The following is a 20,978-nucleotide window of genomic DNA, read 5'->3' as shown; positions in this document are numbered from 1 at the left end:
GCAAATATGGCAGGTCATTTTCGATTACGCAACTCTTTGTGCGAACTTTAAGCCGGGAATTTGTCTGGCATGGGCGTAGGCGAGAGGGCAACTCTTTTAGAGTCAGAAATTTTCGACGATTGAAAAAGCTGCGGCGACTAGTAATATTTTCTTTAACCGGGCTGCTTTTGCTGCTGGCCGTGGTAGTGGGCGGCGTGTGGCTGGGGCAGGAGCGCATCATTGCGCTGTTTGTGCAGGAGGCCAACCGCTACCTTATAACGCCGGTGAAAGTGGGCCGCATGCAGGTTTCCCTGCTCGACCAGTTCCCGCGCGTGTCCATCACGCTGCACGAACTGCGCGTGAGCGGCTCGTTACCGCAGGATACCGTGCCGCTGGCCCGTGCCCGCCGCCTCTACTTCGCCTTCGATGCCTGGGACATGCTGCGCGGACACTACCGCATCCGGGCCGTTACGCTCACCGATGGGCAGGTGCAGGTCAGCCACGACCAGCAGGGGCGCGCCAACTACGACGTCATCCGCTACGATACCACCGCTACCGCCGCCAGCCAGCCCTTTGCATTTGCCCTCGAAAATATCAGGCTGGAGCGTGTGCGGGCCGTATACGATGACCAGCAGCGGCAGCAGCGCTACACCGTGCAGGTGCATGATGTGAAAGCCCAACTCGACGTAGAGGACATGTTGGTGGGAGTGCGGGCCCAGGGCAGCACGCGGGTAGAGGCTCTGCAGCTTGGCCCCGATGCCTACTTCCGCAACAAAGACCTGGCCCTCACGACCCGCCTGCAGATAGACCGCGCCGCCCGGCTCGTCACCATCGAGCCGTCGGTGCTGAACGTGGGCAAGGCTGCCTACAGCGTGGCCGGCCGCGTCGACTACCGCCAGGCTACCACCCTGGGCCTGCGCATGGAAGGCCGCCAGACCGATGCGCAGTCGGTGCTGGCGCTGCTGCCGGCACGGCTGGCCAGCCGCCTGAGTGCCTACCGCAGCCGCGGCGACTTGTACTTCGGCGGAACAGTGCGCGGCGAGCTGTCGGCGAAAGCCAGCCCCCGCATTGATGTAAGCTTCGGCTGCCGCGACGCCTCGTTTTACCATCCGGAGTTCCGGCAGGCCGTGGAGCACGTGTTTTTGAGCGGCAGTTTCAGCAACGGTGCGGCCCGGGCCGCCCATACTTCCGTGCTGAGTCTGCGCGACGTGCGCGGTACGCTGCAGGGGCGCCCGTTCAGCGGCAACGTGCGCTACGTCAACTTCCAGAACCCCACCCTGAGCCTGGATCTGCGGGCCGACCTGGACGTAGGACGGGCGCAACGCTTCTACCCGCTGGCCGCCGTGCGTGCGGCCAGTGGCACCGCCCGGCTGCAGCTGCAGTTTGTGGGGAATCTGCGCCAGTTTCGGGCCCAGCCCGCTTCGGCCGCTGTGCGTTCCAGCGGTGTACTGGCGCTGCACGGCGTGCAGCTGCAGCTGCGCGACTTCCGCCAGCCATTTACGGGCTTGAATGGCAACTTCGTGCTGCGCCGCAATGATGTGGCTATCAACGGCTTTTCCGGGAAAATTGGCAATTCTGATTTCCGGCTGAATGGCTTCTTTCGGAATGCGCTGGGCTGGCTGCTGCTGCCCCGCCAGCAACTGCTCCTGGATGCTGACCTGAAGGCGCAGCTGCTTGATTTTGACCAGCTGCTGCGGATGCACCAGCCCGCCGGCCCTTCCCGGGCCACTGTCGCCAAACCAGCCGCGCCGAGTACTCCGGCAGCCGGCAGCTATGGCTTGCGGATTTCGCCGCAGCTGGCCCTGGATGTGCGTACCGATGTGCAGCGCGTGCGGTTCCGGCGGTTTCGCGGGCAACGCCTAACGGGCACCATCCGGCTGCGCAACCAGCTGCTGAGTGCCGCCCCGCTTTCTATTATGGCAGCGGGTGGGCAGGCCAGCTTCCGGGGCACCCTCGACGCGCGCCGGCCTCAGCTGTTGCGCCTGAGCTCTACCATCAGCTGCCAGCAGCTGCCGCTCGACAGCCTGTTCTACGCCTTCGAGGATTTCGGCCAGCGCTTCATTACAGCCCGGCACCTGCGCGGCTCCCTCACGGCCCGGGCCGAATCGGACCTGTATTTCGATGGGGCTCTGAACCCGCTGACTGACCGAATGGAGGCCGAAGTGAACCTGACTGTGCGCAACGGCGAGCTGAACAACTTCCAGCCGCTGCAGAAGCTTTCGATGATTGCGGGCCGGGAGCGGCTGCGGCATCTGCGCTTCGCTCAGCTTACTACTCCGGTCTACATTCAGAGCCGCACGGTGTATCTGCCGGAAATGGAAATCCGCTCCAACGTGCGGGCGGCTTCTCTGATCCGCGTTACCGGCACGCACACCTTCGACCAGCAGATGGACTACCACGTCAGCATCCCGATTCTGCCGGGGCTGCTGCAGCGTACGGCCGGTATGGGCTCCGGCCCCAGCCTGCTGCTGGCCATTCAGGGCGACGAGGACAATTTTCGGGTGACGTATGACCGACGGTCGTCGGTGGCCCGGCCGGCAAGCAGCCTGCCGCCAGCGCGGCGTCCGGCTACGGCCGCTGAACCGCCCAAGCCAGTGGCACCAGTTGAAAATACCACGCCCCCGGCCCCACGCAAGGCATTCGAACTGAAAAAGCCGGAGAAAAAACCGGCGCAGCCCCAGACCGGCGAATACTTCGACTTTTGAGTGCTGCAACGCCCCAGGTTGGTGCCGGCATCGTACGCTAACCTAATCCGTAGCTCTGCGTTAGAGACCAACAGCAACAGCTGTTTGACCACCCCCTCACATGCAACTACAATGAACGATTCCCAACTCCTGCAAAACTATTCGGATCAAGAAAAAGCGGCCTATCTAAGCGTGATTGCCAGCCTGGCGTCCGCCGACCGGGAGGCTTCTGCCACTGAAATTGAGTTTCTGCAGCAGCTTGCGCACCAGGCCGGTCTTTCTGGCGGCGCTACCCAGCAGGTTCTCTCAGCGGCCCGTGACTCTACCAACGACAGTATCAAAGCCAACCTGGACGCGTTGCGTGGCAGCGACCTGCGCTACTCGCTCGTGACAGACCTCATCAGCTTTGCCCGCGCCGATGGCTCCTACGCCAACGACGAGGAAGCCATGGTGAATAAAATTGCCGCTTACCTCAACATCACGCCCCAGCAAACTCAGGCTCTGAACCAGGTAGTAGACCAGGCCGCCCACGTCCCGCACGATGCCAGCGACCCCGCCAAACAAGGCTTCTTCAGCGGCATCAGCGACAAGCTCGACAATGCCGGAATTCCGAAAGGCGCTCTGATGGCCGGTTTGCTGGGCGTAGTGGCTCCGATGGTGCTGTCGAAGGTGATGGGCGGCCGCGGCCAGAGCAGCGGTGGGGGCCTGATGGGTGGCGGCCTGATGGGCGGCGACACTATGGGCGGCCTGATGAGCGGCGCTATGGGCGGCAGCTCAATGGGTGGCCTGCTCGGCGGCTTGCTCGGCGGGGGCCTGCTGAGTGGCATGATGGGCGGCAACTCGGGCGCCGGAGCATCAGGCGGCTATGGCAACCTGCCGCAACAGGGCTCCCATGTGGGCAGCGGCGGCCTTGGCTCGCTGATGTCTATTCTGGGCGGCTTGGGCGGCCAGCCCAACTCGCAGCCCCGCAGCGCCGGTGGCGCCGGACTGGGCGGCCTGATGGGCGGCGGCATGGGCAGCCTGCTTGGTGGGCTGCTCGGCGGACGCCGGTAGAGCCAACCGACTTTTACTTCCATACAAAAGGCCGGCCGCTCATGAAGCGGCCGGCCTTTTGTATGAAGCAGAGGGCTATAACAGGGGCGTGTTGACGGGGTTGAGCCCTTCCAAAGGCCCGCCGTGCCCGAGCTGCACGACTGTGGTACCGGAGCTGGCGAAAGAGCCGCCCGCCCGCTCCACTGCTTCTATGAGGCGGTAGTTCATTTCCTCCTTCACGGCCAGATACTCGTCGTAGCTGGTGGTTTCCACGAAGTACTGCACGGTAACTTCCTTGGCTGCAGGCGTAAGCGCCGCAAACTGTATCTGCACATCCTGCGTAACGAGCGGATTTTCGCCGATGAGCCGTTTGCCCTCCCGTACAATCTGGTGCAGTTGCTGGCTGGTGGTGGTGTGGCTGAGCGCCAGCGTGAAGTTGACGCGCCGGGCCGTCCGCAACGACAGGTTGTCCAGCGGCTTGTCAATCATCGACTTGTTGGGCACGGTTACGTAGCTTTTCTCAGCAGTACGCAGGCGCGTGCTCCGGAAACCTACCTTCTCCACGGTGCCCGTCACGCCGCCCACATCCACCAGGTCGCCCACGGCGAAGGGCCGGTCGAGAAAGATGGTGAACGAGGCAATCAGGTTTTCGAGGCTCTCCTTGGCTGCAAAGGCCACGGCCAGGCCCCCGATGCCCAGGCCCCCAATCAGGGCCGTAACGTTGACGCCGAACACGCGCCCCAGCAGCGCCAGAAACGCCAGAGTGAGCACCAGCACCTTCAGCAGGTCTTTGGCAAACGGAATCAGCTGGTTGTTGAGGCGCGAGGTGCTGGCCTCAGCCCGCCGCCGAAACACCAGCGTCAGAAAATCGACGAGGCGCAGCCCAATCCAGGTGATACCGACAATCAGCCCGACCTGGTAGAGCCGGAACAGGGCCACCTTGGGCCAGGGCTCGTGCTTGGTAAGCTCAGAGCTGCTCACCGGATAGTCGAGCACCTGAAACGCCAGGTATATCGTGGCGAAGAATACCACGATGGACATGGGCTGAATCAGCAGCGCCTGAAACTGTGCTTCGCTCACGCCTTCGGTCCGCTTGCGGATGAAGCGGAACACCAGCCGCGACAACAGCCGCGACAGCAGCCGCCGAAACGCGTAGCCGAACAGCAGAATGCCCGCGCAGGTCAGGTACGCGCCCACATTGTTGCCGAGCAAGCGGTAGTGCAGGATTTCCTGAAGCGTCATAAGGGAAAGGATGAAAGGGCCTGTAGAGCGTTCAATTGGTGCCGGGAAGTGCGCCCGCCGCTTACCGGGGCGTTATACCAGCTGGCGCAGCGCCATTTCAAACGACTTCTGGGCTACCCCCGTGCGGGAGTCGCCCTGCTGGCGGGTGCGCTCCAGCGCCCGGCGAATCACGCGCGACGTATCAGCGAAGATGGCCTGGTCGGTGATTTCGGCGTTGGTTTCCATCAGGTAGGCGAAGACGCGCGCCATGCCGCAGTTGGCAATAAAATCGGGGATGACGGAAGTGTGCTGGTCGGCAAACTCGCCGGTCGGGCCGAAGAAGATTTCCGGGTCCTGGAACGGCACGTTGGCGCCGCACGAAATAACTTCCAGGCCGCCCGCAATCAGCTGCTCTACCTGCCCGCGCGTAACCAGCCGGGAGGCCGCCGCCGGAATAAAGATTTCGGCACCGCTGCTCCAGATACGCTGGTTGATTTCGTCGAACGACAGCAGGTTCGGAGCCGTCAGGGCGTTGCCCTCGCGCTCCAGAAACAGCGCCCGGATTTCCTCCAGCGAGAAGCCCTCGGTGTTGAGCAGGCCGCCCGCCCGGTCGATGATGCCGGTGATACGGGCGCCCTGGCTGGCCAGATAGTAGGCCGCTGCGGCCCCCACGTTGCCCCAGCCCTGAATGATGGCGCGCTTGCCGGCCACACTGCGGCCACCCCACAGCTCGTAGTAGTGGCGTACGGCTTCGGCCACGCCGTAGCCCGTAATCAGGTCGGCTACGGTGTATTTGCGGCTCAGGCTGGGCGTGAAGGTGGTGTCTTCCAGAACTTTCACTACGCCCTGACGCAGCTGGCCCAGCTTCTGAATCTTCTGTGGCTCGGTGGCGTGGTAGTGGCCGTTCACGATGCCCTCCTGCGGATGCCAGAGGCCATAGTCTTCTGTAATCGGAATAACATCGTGGATTTCGTCCACGTTCAGGTCGCCGCCGGTGCCGTAGTAGTTCTTGAGCAGCGGAATTACGGCGCGGTACCAGCGTTCCAGCACGCCACGCTTGCGCGGGTCCTGCGGATCGAAGTTGATACCCGACTTGGCACCGCCAATGGCCGGGCCCGACACGGTAAACTTCACTTCCATGGTTTTGGCCAGGCTTTCTACCTCCCGCTTGTCGAGGCCCTTGCGCATACGGGTGCCCCCGCCGGCCGCGCCACCCCGTAACGAGTTGATAACCACCCATCCTTCTGCCTCTGTTTCGGCATCTTTCCACTCAAAAACAATTTCGGGACGCTTATTTTCAAACTTGGCCAGCAGATCTTTCATGTGAAAAAACGGGAAGAGGGTGGAAGGGTGAGGGGGCTATTTAATCTGCCAAAGGTACGCAGCCCTCGGCAAGGATGCGGGTCTTTAGCCCGGAATGGTACTACTCGCGCGCTTGATGCGTTAAGTGGAAAGCCGCAATTTTTTACCTCTCACTTTGGCGGGCCGGAACTCTTTAAGGCAGAAATATCGTAGTAGGCATATTCCTGCCTGATGACCGGCAAGCCTGCTCTTCCATCTAGACACCGTTGTACACTGTATGAAACCCTTGCTTTCGCGCGTAGAATCGAAAAAAGTAGATAAGGCTGCCGCTATGCTCAAAGTGCTGGCGCACCCCAAGCGTCTGGCTATTGTAGACCTGCTCGGCAAAGAGGATAAGATGACCGTAACGGAAATCTACCGTTCGCTCGATTTGCCCCAGGCTATTGCTTCTCAGCACCTTATCACCCTTAAAGACCGCGGCATCCTGTCGTCGTTCAAAGTGGGTACCAAAATCTATTACTCGCTGTCCATTCCGAAGCTGCTCGATGTCATCGACTCGCTGGAAGAGTGCTGCGACACGATGTAGCAGCAACTGCTCCTTGTGCTCAAACCGAAAAAGACCGCCAGTTGACGGTCTTTTTTCGTTGGGATTAGCCGCCGCTCACGCAGTGCTCTGAACCTAAAAATGCCCTTGCTGTCTGACGGCAAGGGCATTTTGTTTGGAGCGGGACTACTCGGGCAATCCGGTTACGCGGTAGCGGGCTGGTTTTCTAGGTCAAACAGGTCGGTCAGCACGTCAATCAATTGGTCGGCTTCGCCCCGTTTGCAGGCGGCCTTGAGCTGCAGCACCGGCTGCTTAAGAATCTTCTGCATCAGGGACTTGGTCACCTCGTCCATGCGGCGGGCTTCCTCGGGGCTCATCTTCTTCTGAAAACGGTCCATTTCCTCCTGCCGGATGTGCTCCAGCGCGTTCTTGAGTCGCTGGATAGTCGGCGACACCATCATTTCCTTGGCCCAATCGTTGAGGCCGGCAATGCTTTCCTCGATGATGGCCCGCACGTGCGGCACAGCGGCCAGACGGCGCTCCAGAGCCGCCGAAGCCTTGCTCTGAATAGCGTCGATGTTGTACACCAGCACGCCCGGCACGGTTTCTACTTCGGCCTCAATGCTGCGCGGCACCGACAGGTCGATGAAGAACTTGTAGCTCAGCACGTCGAGGTGCTGCACCATCTCGCGGGTGAAGAAGGGAGTAGCGGCCGCAATGGACGATACTACCACGTCGGCTTCCTTCAGGCCCTGCACCAGATTCTCGAAATCCAGCACTTTCAGGCCGCACTCTTCGGCCAGCGCCTCGGCTTTCGAACGGGTGCGGTTGCAGATGGTCACGTCCTGGAACAGCTTGCTGTCACCGAAGTGGCGGCAGACATCGGCCCCGATTTCGCCCAGGCCCACCACCAGCACGCGTGGGTTGGCTACGTCGGCGGTCAGCTCCTCTACCAGCTCCAGAGCCGCGTAGGAAGTGGAGGCCGCGCCGTCGCGGAAAGTGGTTTCCTGCTGTACGCGCTTGTTGGTGAAGAATACGGTGTGCAGCAGGCGGTGCAAAAACGGCCCGGCGGCGTCCTCATCAGCCGACCACTGGTAGGCCTGCTTCACCTGGTTGCTGATCTGCAGGTCGCCGACCACCTGCGCGTCGAGGCCCATGGCCACTTCAAACAGGTGATGAACGGCCGCGTCGGCGTCGGTGAGCGTGTCGAAGTAGTTGGTATAGCTGCGGGCTGCGGGCAGGCCTTTCAGCTGGCCCAGCGCCTCAATGATAATGGAGCTATAGTCGAGGTCGGCGGAGTAGTAGACCTCGGTGCGGTTGCAGGTACTCAGCACCAGCAGGTCGGAAAGACCCAGGTCGTGGTGGAGCGTGTGCAGGAAGCGGCGGCAGGCGGCTTCGTCCAGTGCAATAAGCTCCCGGATTTCCAGAGGAGCTTTTTTGAACGACAGACTAACGGCCTTAAAGGGGTGAGGCATAGCGGGTGGCTACTGCAATTGTAGGGGGCAAAATTACGGCACAAATCGGTAGCGTGAAAACAGCCGGAAAGGTATCCTGGTTCGGCCGCTGGCGAAATGGCTTCTACGGGCTTCAAAAGCCCTTTTGCCGCAGATAAAGTGACAAAAATCATTCCGGCGGCGCGGTCCGGGCGGCGGCGGCGGGGCAACAGCGGCGGAATACTATGCGTTGTACCTTCGCCGGCACGGCCTGCTGCTCTCCCGTTTGGGGCGGAAGGCCGCCAGGTTGCTTCGGCGCTTTCGGGCGCTCCACCCGCGTTTTTGTATTCCTTTGATAGCCATATACGACCAGAAGTCCCGCATCAAGCTCCTGATAGTGGCGGTGGCGCTGCTGATTGCGGCGGCCACCATCATCTACACCAATGTGCTGGTGCAGCGCGTGTCGGAGCGCGAGCAGCAGCAGATTGACTTGTATGCCAAGGCCCAGCGCTTCATCATTAACTCAGAAGTAGACTCGAATACCAACTTCGTGTTCGAGGAAATCATCAACGCCAACACCACCATTCCCATCATCCTGACCGATGACGCCGGCAACATCGTGGACGGCAAGAACGTGGCCGTGCCCAAAGGGCTGTCGGAGAAGGCCGCTATTGCGTATCTGCACCGCGAAATCAAGGTGATGGAGCAACAGCACGCTCCCATTGTGGTGGAGCTTACCGGTACCCGCAACCGCATCTACTACAAAGACTCCGCGCTGCTCACGCAACTGCGCACGTACCCGTTGGTGCAGCTGGCCGTCATCGGCTGCCTGGGCGTAATGGCCTACTTCGCGTTCAGCTACTCGCGCCGGGCCGAGCAAAACCGGGTGTGGGTAGGGCTGGCGAAGGAAACGGCGCACCAGCTGGGCACGCCGCTCAGCTCCCTGATGGCCTGGCAGAGCTACCTGAGCGAGAGTGAGCGGTTTCGGGATGAGCCCATTGTGGAGGAGCTGAGCAAGGACATCCGGCGGCTGCAGATTATCACGGAGCGGTTCTCCAACATCGGCTCGGTGCCGGTGCTAAACCCCGAAAACATCCTGCGCACTACCCAGAATGCCATTGCGTACCTGCAGAGCCGGGTGTCGAAGAAGGTGACGTTTGAAATCAAGACCGACCTGCCCACCGACACGCCGGCGCTGGTGAACGTGCCGCTCTTCGACTGGGTGATTGAGAATATCTGCAAAAACGCCGTGGATGCCATGGATGGCCGCGGCAGCATTACGCTGCATCTGCGCCGCCCCGTCCGCGACAAAACCGCCATTGCCATCGATATTACAGACACCGGCAAAGGCATCCCGAAAAGCAAAATCGACAACGTATTTCTGCCCGGCTACACCACCAAAAAGCGCGGCTGGGGCCTGGGGCTGGCACTGGCCAAGCGCATCATTGAGAACTACCACGAGGGCAAGCTCTTCGTGAAGTGGAGCGAAGTAGGGCGCGGTACCACGTTTCGGGTGGTGCTGAAGGGCTAAATGCCCTCCGCTTTTTCCTTCTGCGACGCTATGGTTTCGGCGGCTTTGCGGGCTTTTTTGGCTTCCGGGCGGTTGGTGATTTCCACGTAGCTGTTGCCGGTTACGGGCTTGCCGTGGTGGGTGCCTTCTACGCGGCACATGCCTTCCCAGTAGTGCATCTTGATGCCGGCAAACAGCTTGAGCGTCAGTTCCTGCTCGGGCATAACGGGCGTCAGGGTCAGGTCGTAGCCTTTGCCGGGGATGCGCAGGCGCCACTTGCTGGGGTAGCGCAGCTTGGAGGTCGGGCTGGTCCAGTATTCGAGGGTTTCCAGCTGAAAATCAGCCTCATTCAGGTGGGTGTTTTGCGCATCGGCGCTGTAGTGCGAGCCGCCCCCAATGTGCTGGCCGGTGGCCCGGTTGTGCAGCTGATAGGCCATGATTTCCTCACGGGGCTCATCGAGCTGCACGCTGAACCAGTCCCAGCCCAGGTCTTTGGCCATCACGCTGTTGCAGTTCCATTGCCGGTCATACCACAGCTCGCCTTCCACCTCGCGGGTTTTGCCGCCCACTTCCATGGTGCCGGTGGCGGCCAGGCGCGGGTAGCTGTAGTAGCCCGCCTTGGCAGTGGGGCCGTACTGCTCGTAGCCGGTGCCGTTGTGCAGGAGCACGGCTTTGGCGGGCGTGGTGGTGAGGTTGATGGCCTGGCCCGCGTGGTCGGCCATGCGGGCCTGCAACTGGTAGCGGCCTTCCTGGCCGGTCAGGGTCCAGCGCTCAGCTTTTTTCTGCATACTGAGGCTGAGCGGCAAGGTAGGAGCCAGCAGCTGCGGCAGCCGCTCTACCTTATAGTCGTAGCGGAACTGCTTGGCCTGCGGGTCGGTGATGGCGAAATTCACCATCTGCCAGTCCTTTTTGCCGGTCACGTTGAAGTGGAAGAACACGTATTCCACCCCGAACGTCTCGCCGGTGGCTTTGTCGCGGAGGTGGCCGGTGAAGTACCACCACTCCAGCGAGTTCTGCTTGTGCACCGCTTCTTCCTGCGGCAGCTGGGCCCGCTCCGCAAACGTGTCGTGCTTATTGGTGGGCCTGAGGGCGCAGCCGGTGGTGGTGAGTAAGAGGACGAGGGTAGCAAGCAACAGATTCTTCATACCCCGGAATAAGGTTTTTGGGGCCGGAAAGGTTTGGCGCTGCTCAGGTTAAAAAGTCCGGAAAGGGCGTGAAATCCGATACCACAGGCTGCGTGGCGTGTACCAGCGTGATGATCTAACACCGCCGGCCACTATTATTAATTCCCCCACCAAGCCTTTCGTATCTGCCTCCAATTCAACTGTGGGGTAAGTGGCGGCCTGCTCCAGTGACATCACCTGAGTGACATATCCGACGAAGGAGTAGCTGACCTGTGTTGCAATTGTTCCGGAAACATTCAAGTCAAACGTGCCATCAGCGCTGGTAGCAACTCCAATAGTCGTGCCCGGCACCAGCACCGTCACGCCAGGCAGGCCTTCGCCGGATGCCTTATCCGTGACGCGGCCGCGCAGTATCTGGCGAGCTGTATCAGGAGCTTTCGGGGCAGCCCGCCGCAGCGCCTCCACTTTGCGCACGTCTTTGGCCTGAAAAACTTCGGCGGTTTGTAGCTGCTGACCCCGGCTTTCTTCGGCGGCTACTTCCCGCAGCCCCAGCACCGTAGCGGCCGCGGCCAGCCAGGTGCGCCAGCGCGGTGCCGGCGCCGGAGGCGGAAGCAGCGGCCGGCCCAGCTGGTCGGGGCGGAACCGGCCGCAGGGCGCGGCGGCGCGTTGGAGCAGCGCCAGAATTTCGGCGTCGGTTTTCTGGGTGAAATCCAGCACTACTTTGTCGCAGGCGGCGCAGTGGCGGCCCTGGGCGGCGGGTGTCATCAGGGCCCAGCTTTCGTGGCAGGGCTGCGGAACGGAGAGAGCAACGAGACGGGGCATAGCAGCGGGTTGTGAGGTCTGCCTGTTTGATGCCCACTTCATCGACATTCCATAAGGGCGTTGGAAAAATTTAAAAGAGGAGGGTTCCGGCAACCTGCCGGAACCCTCCTCTTTTAAGTCAAACCCTGCCTTGCTACTTGAGCGGGGGCTTCTGCGGGGGCTCGTGCTGCACAATGCGCCCCATAATCTGGCCCCGGCCGGGTACCGATTTCAGGCGCACGGTGAGCGGGGCCGGAGCCGGCGAGACTTTCACAGCTACCAGCTGCTTCTCAAACACGAAGGGGCTGGCCTGCACGCGCAGGCTGACGAGGCCGTTTTGCACGGGTGCCCACAGCTGCTGCATCGTGAAGCTGAAGTTGCCCTGCTCATCGGTTACGGCGCCGTAAGGCGTGTCGCCGATAAAGATTTCGGCGCCCGGCACACCCAGGCCGGTGGAATCGTCGAGGACGCGGCCCCGCACCGTAACCTGGCCTTGTGGGGCTTCGGCATGCGTGTCGGCTTGCTCGGTAGCGCGCGGTACTTCGCGGCGCGGCGAGAAGGCGGCGGCTTCTTCCGCGGCCAACAGCGGCTTCAGCCCTAGCAGGGCCACGGCGGCCAGCAGCCACTGGCGCCAGCGCGGCTGCGGCGCGGCTACCCGTGCAAACTGCCCGGCCCGGAAGAAGCCGCAGACGCTGCCGGCTGATGGGCGGGCCAGCCACGCCGTTACTTCGGCTTCGCTCATGCCGGAAAAGTCCACGACTTCGTGCTGGCAGCTGGCGCAGTGACGGCCATCGGCGGTGGGCGCCATGGCAGCCCAGGATTTGGGGCAGGGAGTTGGGACGGAGAAAGCCATAGGTCAGGGCAGAGGAAATGGAAAGGAAGACGCAGTTGCAGCTACTTACGCAGGCCGCGTCAGGCAAGCTACCGAAAACCGGGCCACGATGTCAACCGGCGCCTTTGCGGGAGCAGAAAGTAGCCTAGCCGCATTATTCTGTATCTTTTGCCCCTTATAACCTCTCTCGCCAGCCGATTTTGTCTACTCCGCTTCCTCCCTCACGCCTGAGCGGCCTGTTTCGCCGCAAAGAAGTATCCGACCTGCTCATCAACCCACCCGCCGACGCCGACCTGCACGGCACGCACCCCGGCGAGCATAGCCTGGCCCGACACCTCACCGTCCGCGACCTGACGGCGCTGGGCATTGCGGCCGTTATCGGGGCCGGCATTTTCAGCACCATCGGCAACGCTGCCCACGATGGAGGCCCGGCCGTGTCGCTGCTGTTCGTGTTTACGGCCATTGCCTGTGCGTTTTCGGCGCTGTGCTACGCGCAGTTTGCGGCCACTATTCCGGTTAGCGGCTCGGCCTATACCTACGCCTACGCCTCGTTCGGGGAGCTGGCCGCCTGGATTATCGGGTGGGCGCTGATTATGGAATATGCCGTTGGCAACATCGTGGTGGCCATTTCGTGGTCCGATTACTTTACCGGGCTCATGAGTGGTATCGGCGTCGATATTCCGATCTGGCTGACCATGGGCATGCAGAGCGCCCACAAGTATTACAACGAAGTGCTGGAGCTGATGCAGTCCGGCAAGCCGCTGGCTGAGGCCTCGGCGGCGCAGCTCGAAGGCTACAAGGCCTGGAGCGCCGCCCCGGAGCTGTTCGGCGGCCTGCGCCTGGTCATTGATCTGCCCGCCGGCCTTATCACGCTGCTCATCACGGCCGTGGTGTACATCGGCATCAAGGAATCCAAAAACGCCTCCAATCTGCTGGTGCTGTTGAAGTTGCTGGTGGTGGCTACGGTTATCGGGGTGGGCGTATTCTACATCAGCCCCGCCAACTGGACCCCGTTTGCGCCGAACGGCGTGGGTGGCGTGCTCAAGGGCGTGTCGGCGGTGTTCTTCGCCTACATCGGCTTCGATGCTATTTCTACCACCGCCGAAGAGTGCAAAAATCCGCAGCGCGACCTGCCCCGCGCCATGATTTACGCCCTCATCATCTGCACGGTGCTCTACGTTATTATCACGCTGGTTCTCACAGGTATGGTGAGCTACACGGAGCTGGGCGTGGGCGACCCGCTGGCGTTTGTGTTCCAGAAAGTCGGCCTCGACTGGCTGGCGGGCGTGGTGGCCGTGTCGGCCATCTTCGCCATGGCCTCGGTGCTGCTGGTATTTCAGATCGGCCAGCCCCGCATCTGGATGACCATGAGCCGCGACGGACTGCTGCCGCCGGTGTTTGCCAAGGTGCATCCCAGGTTTCACACGCCTTCGTTCAGCACCATCGTCACAGGCTTTTTCGTGGGCGTGCCGGCCATGCTGCTGAACATGGACCTGGTTATCGACCTGACTTCTATCGGGACGCTGTTTGCGTTTGCGCTGGTGTGCGGCGGAATCCTCGTCATTGATCCGCACGGCAAGTCCGATGCCCGCTTCAAGGTGCCCTACATCAACGGGCAGTATCTGGTGCCGCTGGTGCTGCTGGTGGGCGTAGTGCTGCTGTTCATGTACAATCAGGCGGGCATCGAGGAGTTCCGCAAGGCCCTGAGCAGCGGCTACGAAGAAGGCCGCCACTACATCCCGATGCTGGTGTTTTTCGTGGCCGGTTTACTGCTGGCGTGGTATTCGTTCCGCAAGCACCTTTCGCTGCTGCCCACGCTGGGCTTGCTCACCAACCTCTACCTGATGACCCAGCTCGGCATCAACAACTGGCTGCTGTTCTTCGGCTGGCTGATTATCGGGCTGGCCCTGTACTTCAACTACGGCTTCAAGAACTCGAAGCTGGGTCTGAAAAAGGCCGCGCGGTAAAGGCGAGGGTTGTATTCTTATCCGTCGAGTTCTAACTTGAATCCGGCAGGGCTTTGCGCAGGTGCAAGGCTCTGCCGGTTTTGCTTATGTCTTCTTCTGAATCGTTTGTGTTGCCTATTGAACGGGAGCGGCTGTTGGCCCTGCTAGCTTATACCAAAGAAAGCGTGCGGCTGCGTACCGCGCCGGTTGCCGATATAGCCAGCCACAGCTTCCACGCCCTGGAAACGCAGCTGGCCGGGCTGCCGGGCGTGTGGCTGCCGGCCCCAACCTCCGACGCAGACGCCGGGGGCGACGCCGACCTGTGGCTACGGGTGGAGCGCCTGAAAGAGCAGGCCCCACCCCCGATTACCGACCTGCGGCTGGCCCCGCTTACGGAACTCACTAACGACCCGGCGCAGCCGCCGGCGCTTCGGCTGCAGGTGCCCGCTCAGATGCTGGTTCGTTTGGGCCTGCTACCGGCCGCGGCCGCGGAGGTTCCCGAGTACGACCCGGTGGCACCGCAGCTACTGTTGGAGCTTCCCGAAGCCCCTCAACTAGCCGCTGCCCTGGACGAATACATAAAGCAGCACTGGCTGACCTGGTCTCTGAGCGAAACGCAGCGGCGGCGCACCATCGGCTGGTACTCGCGACTCTATGCCCTAAAGCAGCAGCTCGAAGGCGGCCTGACCGATACCGCGCTGGAGCTGGTGTGGGGCATGGGCGTGGCTGTGTGGCAGCTGCCCGGCGCCGTGGTGCGCTACCCGCTGCTCACGCGCTTGGTCGAGCTGGCTCTAAACCCCCACGATATGGCCCTGGAAGTGCGCCCCCGGCAGCTGACGAGCCGCCTGGAGGCCGACGTGTACGCCGCGCACGAGGTGGCTGGGCTGGCGCAGTTGGAACAGGACAGCCGCCCGCTGCTGGCCGCCGAACCCTACCTGTCGCCCACCGAGCCAACCACCTACCAGGAAGTTCTGCGCCGGGCCGCCACCGTGCTCGATGCCCAGGGCCGCTACCTGCCCGACGACGCGCCTAACCTCGCCCGGCTCCTGCCCAGCCCCACACCCCAACTGCAGGTAACCGACACGTGGGCTCTATATGCTCGCCCGCGCACCAACAATACTCTGCTGCAGGACCTGGAAGCCCTGCGGGCCCAAGTAGAGCAGTCGGCCATGCAACTGCCTGCCGCCGTAGCCGCGCTGGTGCGCGACCCGGCCACTTACCACACCGACCGGCCGCTGCCCTCGTTTCGCGGGTTGTCGCTGGTGGGGGAGTCGCAGCCGGGCGCGACCCCGCAGGAGCTGTACTTCCCCCTGCCGTTCAACGACGAGCAGGTGCGCATCGTGCAGCTGCTGGAGCACGCGCCGGGGGTGGTGGTGCAGGGTCCGCCCGGCACGGGCAAAACGCACACCATTGCCAACGTCATCTGCCATTATCTGGCCTTGGGCCGGCGTGTACTCGTCACGTCGATGAAAGACCCGGCCCTGGCCGTGCTGCGCGACAAGCTGCCGCCGGCGGTGCAGCCTTTGGCCATCAGCCTGCTGACCAGCGAGCGGGAGGGAATGAAGCAGTTTGAGCACGCCGTGCAGCGCATTGCCGAGGAAGTGCAGCGCCTCGACCCTGCCGCTACCAGCCGCCGCATCGAGCTGCTGGCCGCGCAGCTGGATGCCTGCCACAGTCAGCTGGCGCACATCGACCGGCGCGTAGGGCATTGGGGCCAGCAAAACCTGCAGCCGCTGGAGCTGGACGGTGAACGGGTGGAAGCGCAGGAGGCCGCCCGGGAAGTAGTAGCCGGGCTGGACCTGGCCGAATGGCTGCCCGACGCGCTGGACCCGACGCCAGCCTGCCGCCCCCAGTTCGACGACGCAGACATAACCGCGCTACGCACTGCCCGGGCCGAGCTGGGGGCTGACCTGCAGTACCGCACAGCGCAGCTGCCGGCACTGGCGGCGCTGCCCGAAGCACAAGAGGTGCTCCTTGTTCATCAGCAGCTTCGCAGCTCCCTGGCTCTGCAGGCGGCCGTAGCCAGCGGTGAGCTGCCGCCGTTGTCGGCCGGGGCCGACGACCCGCTGCAGCAGCTCACCGAAGTGCTGGCTCAGATAGCCGAGGTACAGGAGCGGCAGCACGCCACAGCGGCGCTGCCGTGGGCCGCCGCCCGGCAGGCCCGCCTCAATGACGCGCAAAACGACACGCTCTATGAGGTACTGGAAGCGCTGGGCGAAGAGCTCCGCGCCGCCTGGGCCGAGCGGCAGGCTTTTCTGGTGCGCCCGGTGCGCGTGCCGGCTGAGGCAGAGCGTGACGATGAGCTGCTTGGCGCCGTAGCCAACCGGGCGCAGGGGCGAAGTCCGTTTGGAGCGGCCGGCTGGTTTGGGAAAAGCGCGCAGAAGCAGCGGCTGGCGGAAATCAGGGTGCTCACGTCGGCGCCTGCCACGGCGGCCGACTGGGCACACGCCGAGCAGTACCTGCTGTTGCTGCGGCAGCTGCACGAGCTGGCGTTTCGCTGGAACGCGCTGGCCCCCGAGCTGGCGCTGCCGCTGCTGACCACCGCCGAGCCGGTACCTGCCATTCAGGAAGCCCTCCGGCTCTACGAAAGCTACGAGCAGCTGCGCGACACCCGCGCGGCCGAAATTCACCTCAACGCCGACCTGCAGCACCTGCTGCCCACCTGGGCACCGGCCCGCACCGCGGCGCAGCAGCCTGCCGTGCTGGAACAAGTGGCCGAGCTGCTGCGGCAGCACCAGGTCCGGTTGCAGTCGGAAGCCGCCTGGGCCGTGCGCGAGCAGTACGAAAACGCCCTGCACGGCACCACCGGCCCCATCAGCGAAGCCCTGCGGAGCTTTCTGGTCAGCGGCCTCGGGCAGGCCGGCCTGACCGAGGCCGCGCTGCGCCAGCACTGGGCCACGCTGACGCAGGAGCTGCGGCGCGTGCACACGCTGCGGCCGCAGCTGAACGTCGTGACCGAGCTGACCGAAGCTATTGCCCGTTCCGGCGCGCCGCGTTGGGCCGCTCAGCTGCGCGAACAGCCCGCCTCCGGGGCTACCGATGAGCTGCTGCCCGCCGATTGGCGTCAGCGGTGGCGGTTGCGCCGGCTCAGCTCCCATCTGCAGTCCCTGGATGCCCGCGCCGAGCTCCGGCAGCTGGCCCTCGTCCGTCTGCAGGCCGAAGCCACGCTGGCGCGCACCTATCAGGATATCATCGAGCAGAAAACCTGGCTGCAGCTGGCGCAGAATGCTACCCCGCAGGTGCGCAGCGCGCTGCAGGCCTACCGCAACGCCATTGTCAAGGTAGGTAAGGGAAAGGGCAAAAGTGCCGGCCGCTACCGCCGCGACGCGCAGGCGGCGGCCGCGGTGGCCAACGCCGCCATTCCCTGCTGGATTATGCCGCACTACCGCGTGTCGGAGTCGTTGCCGGCCGAGCTGGGCGCGTTTGATCTGGTCATCATCGATGAGGCCTCGCAGTCGAATCTGCTGGCGCTGCCGGCGTTGCTGCGGGCAAGCAAGGTGCTGATTGTGGGCGACGACAAGCAGGTGGGGCCGGGCTTCAGCGGACTGACGCAGGAAAAGGAATCGGAGCTGATGAGCCGGTTTCTGAGCACCCAGCCCGCGCTTTACCGGCCGCAGCTTTCACCCAGCCACTCCATCTATCAGCTGTTTCAGGTAGTCTTCTCCGATTCGCAGTTGCCGTTGCGGGAGCATTTCCGGTGCGTGGGGCCCATCATCGAATACTCCAAGCGCGAGTTCTACGACCATAGCCTGAACCCGCTGCGCTTACCCAAAGCCTCCGAACGGCTGGACCCGCCGCTGGTTGACGTGCTGGTGGAGGACGGCGTGCGGCTGGGCGACACCAATCCGGCCGAGGCGCGCTTCATCGTGGAGGAAATCAAAGCCCTGGTGGCCGACTCCGCGTTTGCCGGCCGTTCCATCGGCGTGATTTCGCTGCTGTCCGACAAGCAGGCGCAGCTGATCTGGGCGGAGCTGGAGCGGGAAATCGGGCTGGAAACCATGCTGCTCCACCAGATTGCCTGCGGCGACGCGCACACCTTTCAGGGCAAGGAGCGCGACATCATGTTCCTGTCATTGGTCGTTTCGGGCAAGCCGAAAGCCCTGGGGCACAAGGATGACGAGCGCCGCTTCAACGTGGCCGCCTCGCGGGCCCGCGACCGGATGTATCTCGTGCGTAGCGTGCAGGCTGATGAGCTGAGCCCGGCCGACCACCTGCGCCGGAAGCTGCTGGCGCATTTCGTGAGTCCGTACGCGCAGGACGAGCTCCGCGTAAGCAACCTGCGGGCGTTGTGCGAATCGGGTTTCGAGCGGGAGGTGTATGATTTCCTGACGGAGCGCGGCTACCGGGTGCAGCCCCAGGTGAAGGCCGGCCAGTACCGCATCGACCTGGTGGTGGAAGGCGACAACGACCAGCGCCTCGCCGTGGAATGCGACGGCGACCAGTACCACGGCCCCGACCGGTGGCACGACGACTTGCGGCGGCAGCGGGTGCTGGAACGGGCCGGCTGGCGCTTCTGGCGCTGCTTTGCCTCGGCCTGGGTGCGCTGGCGTTCCGAGGCCGAGCAGGATCTGCTGCGGCACCTGGCCGAACTTGGCATTGGCCCGGTAGCCGCTGCCGCGACGCCCAGCCAGCACACCGCTGCCCGCAAATACGTGGCCTTTCCACCGGAACCCACTGTTGTGGTATCCACTGCCGATGTAGCGCTAAGCCAGCTGCCGCTCACTTTTCCACCGCTTTTCGATAATTGAGTTGTTGAGGCTGTTCCTCATAACTATAGAACCGTCCTGCGCACCTCTGCGGCAACCTCACCAGAATAATGCTCCCACCTGAAGGCGAAACCATCCTGCTTACGTTGCGCCTGGCCGGCTCCGTACCGGCGCGGGCCGGCCGGAAGCTGCACGCCCAGCGCATAGCTGCTCAGCACGCCGCCACCTCCCCGGAGGCGCACCGCCGCGCCGAGAAGCAGTTTTTCGTGGGCTTTGATGCGCTGCTGGATGCCCGCACAGTAGGGCCCGATTATCTGGCGAAGGAAAAGGTGGCCGAAGCTATAGTTGGGGAATTGCTGATGCTGGAGGAGCAGGGGCTGCAAGTGCCGTGCTTCGTGCTGCTACCCAACCACCTGCACGCGGTGCTGCAGTTGCCGGCTGGCTCCGGCCTCTCGCTTTACAAAGCCGTGGACCTGCTGCACCAGCGCACTGCTGCCCAGGCCCGGCGCCTGCTGCGCGGCCAGCTCCCACCCGAAGCCGACTTCTGGCAAACCGGCTTCCACGAGCTGCCGATAGTGGATGAGCCGGAGCTGGCCCGCGTGCAGGCGTATCTGCTGGCTCATCCGCAACGGCTGCAGCTGCCCGAGCGGTTTCATGCCTGGCCCTACGTGCCGGAATAGTTGGTCAGGAAGGTGCCTGCGGAGTTGCGGTCTGATAAACCTGGCGGCCGGTAAGGCTGGCCACCCATGCAGATGCGTAGGTAGCTGCACACTTCTTTTCGGCCGATATGACGCGCTATTTCCGTGGGTTGTTTCTGGCGCTGCTCCTTGTAGCCGCGGCCCCGGCGTGGGCCCAGCGCCCCGACAGTACGCATACCAGCCCCGACCGGCTGCTGTTCTACACCTTCGCCAACGACGCCTTCTTCCGCACCGACTACTACTTCACCCAGGGCATGACGCTGGCGCTGGTGCTACCAGCCCTGCGCCACTCGCCGGCCAATTTCCTGCTGCGGCCAGTACCACTTGGTAGCACGCTGCACCACGGCATCCGGCTGCACTACGACGGATTCACGCCCCTGCGGATTCAGGACGACTTTATTCGGGTCGGGGACCGGCCCTATGCCTCGTATTGGTACGCCAGCTTCTTCCGGGTGGCCAGCCAGCCGAGCCGCCGCTACCGCCTCACTTCGGGCCTGAACCTAGGTTTCATGGGGCCGGCGGCCGGCGCGAAAGGTTTCCAGACCACCTTGCACGAGTGGCTGGACTCGCCTACCCCCCGCGGCTGGGACTACCAGATCCGCAACGACCTGGTGCTGGGCTACGAGGCGCGGCTGGAAACGCAGCTGTTGGCCGTGGGGCGCGGCGCAGAGCTGATTGGCGACGTCAACGCCTCCCTGAGCACACTATATACCTACGCCGGTGCTGGCGCCCGGCTTCGCGCCGGCCTGCTGCAGCCCTACGTCAGCAACCTGGGCGTGAGCCGCCAGCCCGATCAGCGGCGCGTCCAGCTCTACGCCGAAGGACAGCTGGAAGGCCGCATCATCGGCTTCAACGCCACGCTGCAGGGCGGCCTGTTGCGCTCCGACAACCCCTACACGTTGCCTGCCTCGGCGGTGCGGCGTGCGGTAGCCAAAGGCACCGGCACCGTGGGACTGGGCTACGCCGGCCTGCGCCTGACGGCTTCCGCCGTGTGGATTTCGCCTGAGTTCAGCGGTGCCCGCTCCCACCAATGGGTGCAGCTCGGGCTGGGAGTGGCGTTTTGAGTCGATGAAAACAGCCCGTCATTCCGAGCATGTGGCGCATTAAGCCAGTGTGCGCAGCCGGAGCCGAGGAATCTCGCTAGTGTAGCAATTTATACTACCACA

General features: G+C 63.2%; 14 protein-coding genes. 8 read left to right on the top strand and 6 right to left on the bottom strand.

Annotated elements, in window-relative coordinates; genetic code table 11:
* Window positions 1–167: 167 nt before the first annotated feature.
* Window positions 168–2,684, top strand: a complete 2,517-nt coding sequence (locus tag BUE15_RS01905) for an AsmA-like C-terminal region-containing protein (RefSeq protein ID WP_073280991.1) — start codon at window positions 168–170, stop codon at window positions 2,682–2,684.
* A 111-nt stretch (window positions 2,685–2,795) separates the two neighbouring features.
* Window positions 2,796–3,716 (top strand): TerB family tellurite resistance protein, encoded by a 921-nt coding sequence (locus tag BUE15_RS01900; protein WP_073280990.1) that lies wholly within the window; start codon window positions 2,796–2,798, stop codon window positions 3,714–3,716.
* Between the two features lie 75 nt (window positions 3,717–3,791).
* Here the strand turns inward: BUE15_RS01900 and BUE15_RS01895 are convergent, their stop codons facing one another.
* Window positions 3,792–4,937 carry a mechanosensitive ion channel family protein gene (locus BUE15_RS01895; RefSeq protein WP_073280989.1) on the bottom strand — a complete coding sequence of 382 codons (1,146 nt, stop codon included), beginning with the start codon at window positions 4,935–4,937 and terminating at the stop codon, window positions 3,792–3,794.
* Window positions 4,938–5,009: 72 nt separating this feature from the next.
* Entirely contained in the window at window positions 5,010–6,239 is a 1,230-nt protein-coding gene (locus BUE15_RS01890) for a Glu/Leu/Phe/Val dehydrogenase dimerization domain-containing protein (protein WP_073280988.1), read from the bottom strand.
* Window positions 6,240–6,495: 256 nt separating this feature from the next.
* Between BUE15_RS01890 and BUE15_RS01885 the strand changes: the two genes are divergently transcribed.
* Window positions 6,496–6,804 (top strand): ArsR/SmtB family transcription factor, encoded by a 309-nt coding sequence (locus tag BUE15_RS01885; RefSeq protein WP_044014970.1) that lies wholly within the window; start codon window positions 6,496–6,498, stop codon window positions 6,802–6,804.
* Between the two features lie 161 nt (window positions 6,805–6,965).
* Here the strand turns inward: BUE15_RS01885 and hemA are convergent, their stop codons facing one another.
* Window positions 6,966–8,237 carry a glutamyl-tRNA reductase gene (hemA, locus tag BUE15_RS01880; protein WP_073280987.1) on the bottom strand — a complete coding sequence of 424 codons (1,272 nt, stop codon included), beginning with the start codon at window positions 8,235–8,237 and terminating at the stop codon, window positions 6,966–6,968.
* Between the two features lie 310 nt (window positions 8,238–8,547).
* Here hemA and BUE15_RS01875 point away from each other — a divergent pair, with 310 nt between their 5' ends.
* On the top strand, window positions 8,548–9,726 hold the full coding sequence (locus BUE15_RS01875) for an ATP-binding protein (protein WP_073280986.1): 1,179 nt from the start codon (window positions 8,548–8,550) through the stop codon (window positions 9,724–9,726).
* Here the strand turns inward: BUE15_RS01875 and BUE15_RS01870 are convergent.
* From BUE15_RS01870 to BUE15_RS01860, 3 genes are all read right to left on the bottom strand, one after another.
* Window positions 9,723–10,850 (bottom strand): carotenoid 1,2-hydratase, encoded by a 1,128-nt coding sequence (locus BUE15_RS01870; RefSeq protein WP_073280985.1) that lies wholly within the window; start codon window positions 10,848–10,850, stop codon window positions 9,723–9,725. The genes BUE15_RS01875 and BUE15_RS01870 overlap by 4 nt on opposite strands.
* A 48-nt stretch (window positions 10,851–10,898) precedes the next feature.
* Entirely contained in the window at window positions 10,899–11,651 is a 753-nt protein-coding gene (locus BUE15_RS01865) for a carboxypeptidase-like regulatory domain-containing protein (protein ID WP_073280984.1), read from the bottom strand.
* Window positions 11,652–11,784: 133 nt separating this feature from the next.
* Entirely contained in the window at window positions 11,785–12,483 is a 699-nt protein-coding gene (locus BUE15_RS01860) for a carboxypeptidase-like regulatory domain-containing protein (RefSeq protein WP_139252081.1), read from the bottom strand.
* 179 nt (window positions 12,484–12,662) lie between these two features.
* On the opposite strand from BUE15_RS01860, the gene BUE15_RS01855 reads away from it, so the two are divergent.
* From BUE15_RS01855 to BUE15_RS01840, 4 genes are all read left to right on the top strand, one after another.
* Window positions 12,663–14,429, top strand: a complete 1,767-nt coding sequence (locus BUE15_RS01855; protein WP_396276079.1) for an amino acid permease — start codon at window positions 12,663–12,665, stop codon at window positions 14,427–14,429.
* A gap of 86 nt (window positions 14,430–14,515) precedes the next feature.
* Window positions 14,516–19,156 carry an AAA domain-containing protein gene (locus BUE15_RS01850; RefSeq protein ID WP_073280982.1) on the top strand — a complete coding sequence of 1,547 codons (4,641 nt, stop codon included), beginning with the start codon at window positions 14,516–14,518 and terminating at the stop codon, window positions 19,154–19,156.
* Between the two features lie 68 nt (window positions 19,157–19,224).
* Complete coding sequence (locus BUE15_RS01845; protein WP_073280981.1) at window positions 19,225–19,794, top strand: hypothetical protein; 570 nt, start codon at window positions 19,225–19,227, stop codon at window positions 19,792–19,794.
* A gap of 107 nt (window positions 19,795–19,901) precedes the next feature.
* Window positions 19,902–20,876: a lipid A deacylase LpxR family protein gene (locus BUE15_RS01840; RefSeq protein WP_073280980.1), complete on the top strand. Its 975-nt coding sequence runs from the start codon at window positions 19,902–19,904 to the stop codon at window positions 20,874–20,876.
* Window positions 20,877–20,978: the final 102 nt, after the last annotated feature.

It is taken from the genome of Hymenobacter psychrotolerans DSM 18569 (assembly GCF_900142395.1).
GTDB classification, from domain to species: Bacteria; Bacteroidota; Bacteroidia; order Cytophagales; family Hymenobacteraceae; genus Hymenobacter; species Hymenobacter psychrotolerans.
The sequence above is the reverse complement of the archived record's forward strand: the minus strand, read 5'-3'. Positions and strand labels throughout refer to the sequence as shown.